The organism is uncultured Megasphaera sp., from assembly GCF_958350005.1.
GTDB lineage: Bacteria > Bacillota > Negativicutes > Veillonellales > Megasphaeraceae > Megasphaera.
In genome coordinates, this window is record NZ_CATWFF010000158.1 from 1 (window position 1) to 4,678 (window position 4,678).

Genomic DNA, 4,678 nt, shown 5'->3' on the forward strand with positions numbered 1-4,678 from the left:
ATCCCTATCCCTACAGCATGGACTGGAATATCTGGCATTTGAGCCATGAAGGGGACGATCTGGAAAATCCGGCCAATGCACCTAAGGACATGGTATACATGGTAACGAAGACGCCGGAACAGGCTCCGGATACACCGGAATATGTGACCGTAGATTTTGAAAAAGGCGTTCCCGTTGCTGTCAATGGCAAGAAGATGGGGGCTGTTGAACTTATTACGGCGCTTAATGAAATCGGTGCCAGAAATGGTGTCGGCATTGTCGATATCGTTGAAAACCGTCTCGTTGGCATGAAGAGCCGTGGTATTTATGAAAATCCCGGCGGAGCTATTATCATGTATGCGCACAGAGAATTGGAATACCTCTGCCTCGACCGCGATACGTTCCATTATAAAGAAACAGTAGCCAATAAGTATGCCGAACTCGTCTATGACGGCAAATGGTTCTCGCCGCTGCGGGAAGCGCTCGATGCCTTTGTCAATGAAACGCAGCAGACTGTAACCGGTACAGTACGGCTGAAGCTGTATAAAGGCAATATTATCAGCGCCGGCTCTACGTCTCCGTATTCGCTGTATAATGAAGAATTCGTTACTTTTGGCGAAGATGACGTATATGATCAGACCGATGCTGAAGGCTTTATCAATCTCTTTGGCTTACCGCTCAAGATGCGGGCTCTCATGAAACAGCACGTTGAAAAATCAGGGAAATAAGGAGCGAACACGATGAAATTATGGGGCGGCCGCTTTACAAAGGCCACGGATAAGAGCGTAGAAGAATTTAATGCTTCCATTCAGTTTGACTGCCGTATGTATGCTGAAGATATTTGCGGCAGCATTGCCCATGCGACGATGCTGGCCAAGCAGGGGATTCTTTCGGAAGCTGACAAAAATGCTATTGTAGCCGGGCTGAAAACCATATATGGGCAGATTGAAGAAGGAAACTTTCCTTTTTCTGTGGAATTGGAAGATATTCATATGAATATTGAAAAACGCCTGACCGATGCAATTGGTGAAGCTGGCAAACGCCTTCATACGGGCCGGAGCCGCAATGACCAGGTCGCACTGGATACGCATATGTATGTGCGGCGGGAAATTGCAGCCGTGTCCAAGCTGCTGGTGAAGCTGCAGGAATCTATCCTCAAGACGGCAGAAAAGCACGGCGATGTCATCATGCCGGGCTATACCCATCTTCAGCGGGCACAGCCGGTCCTGTTCAGTCATCATATGATGGCCTATTTCTCCATGCTGTCCCGTGATTTCATTCATATGCAGTACGCCTGGGATATGGCGGACCGCATGCCTTTGGGCGCCGGTGCGCTGGCAGGTACGACGTACCCCCTGGATCAGCCGGCAGTAGCGGATATGCTCCATTTCAGCAAGATCTATGACAACAGCATGGATGCTGTCAGTGACCGGGATTACATTATTGCCTTCCTGGAAACAGCTGCGCAGATTATGATGCATTTAAGCCGGTTGTCGGAAGAGTTTATTCTCTGGTCGTCATCGGAATTTAAATTTATTGAATTAGACGATGCTCACTGCACAGGTTCGTCCATTATGCCGCAGAAAAAGAACCCCGATATTTGTGAACTTGTTCGCGGCAAAACGGGCAGATTCTATGGGCATCTCATGGCAGTCCTGACTATGATGAAAGGGATTCCCATGGCCTATGACAAAGACATGCAGGAAGATAAAGAAGGCCTGTTTGATGCCATAGACAACATTAAGTTTGCCCTGACGATTTATTCGGCCATGATTGATGGCATGACTGTCAATGCAAAACGCATGCGGGACGTACTGGAACGGGATTTTTCCAATGCAACCGATATGGCTGATTATTTGGCAAAAAAGGGACTTCCTTTCCGGGAAGCCCATGCTGTAGTCGGCAAAGCGGTACATTATTGTATTGAACAGGGAAAGGTGCTGCAGCAGCTTTCGTTGGCAGAGCTGCAGGACATGAGTCCTTTGTTTGCCGAAGATATTCATCACTTCCTGGATATTGAAACCTGCGTCAATCAGCGCAATACATATAACGGCACATCGCCGTCTTCTGTAAAACGGCAGTGTAAGGCCGGACAGAAAGCAGTTGTCCAGGAACAGCAGGTAATTGCGCAGTGGGATGCTGCAGTTTCTGCTGTATATGACCTCTTGCGATAAGCGGAAATGACACAGAGAGATACTTTTATGACGCTCGTCATAGGAGTATCTCTTTTTTCGTTTACAATCTGCCACGACAGCAGACAGGGCTGCAGTCTTTAGGGTTGGCAATTATTATAAAAATAAGGTATAATAAACCAGTATGGAATTTATGATGTGTAATCCTCGAAGAAAGGAGGGGCATACCTATGTCACATGTATTACAGACCACACTGGCACGCCCTGTTTCGTACAGCGGCATTGGACTGCATGCTGCCCAGGAGGTTCATATGGTACTGGGCCCTGCCCCAGCTGATACAGGGATCGTTTTTATTCGCACAGATTTACCTGGCCGTCCATCTGTCAAAGCCCATTTGACGAATGTGACGAATACGATGCGGGCGACGACGCTGGAACATGGTGCCGCTAAGGTTTTTACAGTGGAACATGTGCTGTCAGCGCTGAACGGCCTGCAAATAGATAACTGTTTTGTTGAAATGGATTCAGCCGAACCTCCCGTAGCCGATGGGAGCAGTCTGAATTTTGTGGAACTCATTGAACAGGCTGGCGTCAGGACACTGCAGGCACCGCGGCATGAACTGGCTGTATCCAGACAGCATCTTGTACAGGAAGACGATAAGTTTATTGCTATTCTTCCCTATGATGGATTTCGCATTACTTTCACGTCTATCAATCCTCATCCGCTGCTGGGCGTGCAGTTTTTTGATGCAGAAATTACCAGGGAAACGTATGTAAAAGAAATTGCTTATGCCCGGACGATTGCGTTTACGCAGGAACTGGATATGCTGAAAAAGCTGGGACTCGGCAAGGGCGGTACGCTGGAAAATGTCGTCGTTTACGATGATCACACGTGCTTATCCAAATTGCGGGTCAGTGACGAACTGGTGCGTCATAAAGTACTGGATATTATTGGCGATCTTGCATTAGTTGGGCCGACCTTAAAGGGACACGTTATTGCCGTAAAATCGAGTCATAAACTGAACCATTTGCTGACGCAGAAAATCGTAGAAGAACTGAATTAAGGAGGAATTTGAATGGTTTTGGAAGTTACTGATATTATGGAAATTTTACCGCATCGGTATCCGATGCTGTTAGTCGATCGCATCATTGAACTGGAACCGATGAAATACGCCGTTGGCATTAAAAATGCCACCTTTGACGAATTGTTTTTCCAGGGCCATTTTCCAGGGCGTCCGGTTATGCCCGGTGTTCTTTTGGCCGAAGCAATGGCTCAGGTCGGCGGTGTGGCACTGTTATATCCTGAAGAAAACCGCGGGCTCATTCCGTATTTTACAGGCATTGACAAACTGCGCTTCCGTCATCCTGTCCGTCCTGGCGATCAGGTTGTTATGCGGGCAGATATTGAAAAAGTTCGCGGCAAGATGGGAAAAGTCAAGGCTCAGTGTCATGTAGGCGATATCCTGTGCGCAGAAGGGGAGTATATGTTTGCCCTTATGCCGGGACAGGATCCCAAGAAATAAGTTCATTATATTATTTTTGTTTCTGACTTCATATGCTATTAAGAATATGAAAGTTGTGTATAAGCACCTGCAGTAATGGGCAGGAAGGCGAGGAGTGACTTTAATGACCGAGGAAAAAGAAACCATGCAGGACCGCATGATACATCCAACGGCTATTATAGATCCGCAGGCGACGATTGGCGCAGGCGTAAAAATTGGTCCGTATGCCGTTATTGGTCCTCATGTTGTCATTGGTGACGGAACGGAAATTATGGCGCATGTGACGATTGACGGTTGGACGACAATTGGTAAGAACTGCCGTTTTTTCCCAAGCGCTTCTATCGGTTCTGAACCGCAGGATCTCAAGTTTCAAGGGGAAAAGAGTTATGTCATCATCGGCGATCGTTCTGTATTCCGGGAATTTGTTACGGTCAGCCGGGCCACTGGCGAAGGCGAAGAAACACGTGTTGGCAGCGACTGCCTGTTTCAGGCATGTACGCATATTGCGCACAACTGTGTCATTGGCAACCATGTTATTATGAGTAACTGTGCAGGCCTGGCCGGCCATGTTACCGTAGAAGACCGCGTCGTCATCGGCGGTATTGCCGGCGTGCATCAGTTTGTTAAAATTGGCCGAAACAGCATGATTGGCGGCCTGGCAAAAGTCGTGCAGGATATACCGCCCTTTGTTATTGCCGATGGCCAGCCGGCTCGGTGCATTGGTCTGAACAGCGTAGGCCTGTCGCGGGCAGGTATTCCTGAAGATGTACGGCGGGAATTAAAGAAGGCCTTTCGCCTGCTGTATCGGTCCGGCCTGAACTTAGGGCAGGCCATTGCCGAAATGGAACAGGAACTGGACAGTTCAGAAGAAGTAGAACATTTTCTGCGTTTTCTGCGTAATGCCGATCGGGGCATTTGTCGGGGAACGAAAGAATAAAAACATGGACGGAGGGAGGAAGAGGTATTCTCTAACTCCCTTTTTTTCTTGCAATATATCCTGATATACTGACATACGGCATGTTTTTTTGTATAATATACTAATAGATATTTTTCAGGGTATAAAGG

The 4,678-nt window shown here is 47.7% G+C and carries 5 protein-coding genes; all 5 read left to right on the forward strand.

From position 1 onward, the window contains the following. Positions 1–707 (forward strand): argininosuccinate synthase (argG, locus tag Q3886_RS08495; protein ID WP_301860942.1); only part of this gene is annotated, 707 nt, incomplete at its 5' end. 12 nt (positions 708–719) lie between these two features. Continuing rightward, entirely contained in the window at positions 720–2,153 is a 1,434-nt protein-coding gene (argH, locus tag Q3886_RS08500) for an argininosuccinate lyase (protein ID WP_301860943.1), read from the forward strand. A gap of 188 nt (positions 2,154–2,341) precedes the next feature. Continuing rightward, positions 2,342–3,175, forward strand: coding sequence for a UDP-3-O-acyl-N-acetylglucosamine deacetylase (lpxC, locus tag Q3886_RS08505; RefSeq protein WP_301860944.1), 834 nt, complete (start codon positions 2,342–2,344; stop codon positions 3,173–3,175). 12 nt (positions 3,176–3,187) lie between these two features. Further along, on the forward strand, positions 3,188–3,634 hold the full coding sequence (fabZ, locus tag Q3886_RS08510; RefSeq protein ID WP_301860945.1) for a 3-hydroxyacyl-ACP dehydratase FabZ: 447 nt from the start codon (positions 3,188–3,190) through the stop codon (positions 3,632–3,634). A 103-nt stretch (positions 3,635–3,737) separates the two neighbouring features. Continuing rightward, a complete protein-coding gene (gene lpxA / locus Q3886_RS08515; protein WP_301860946.1) occupies positions 3,738–4,550 on the forward strand; it encodes an acyl-ACP--UDP-N-acetylglucosamine O-acyltransferase in 813 nt (270 codons plus the stop codon). The last annotated feature ends 128 nt before the right edge of the window (positions 4,551–4,678 follow it).

What these genes read in the sequence shown, in the direction of transcription:
- argH (WP_301860943.1), top strand. Translation starts at nt 720, where the DNA reads ATGAAATTATGGGGCGGCCGCTTTACAAAGGCCACGGATAAGAGCGTA.
- fabZ (WP_301860945.1), top strand. Translation starts at nt 3,188, where the DNA reads ATGGTTTTGGAAGTTACTGATATTATGGAAATTTTACCGCATCGGTAT.
- lpxA (WP_301860946.1), top strand. Translation starts at nt 3,738, where the DNA reads ATGACCGAGGAAAAAGAAACCATGCAGGACCGCATGATACATCCAACG.
- lpxC (WP_301860944.1), top strand. Translation starts at nt 2,342, where the DNA reads ATGTCACATGTATTACAGACCACACTGGCACGCCCTGTTTCGTACAGC.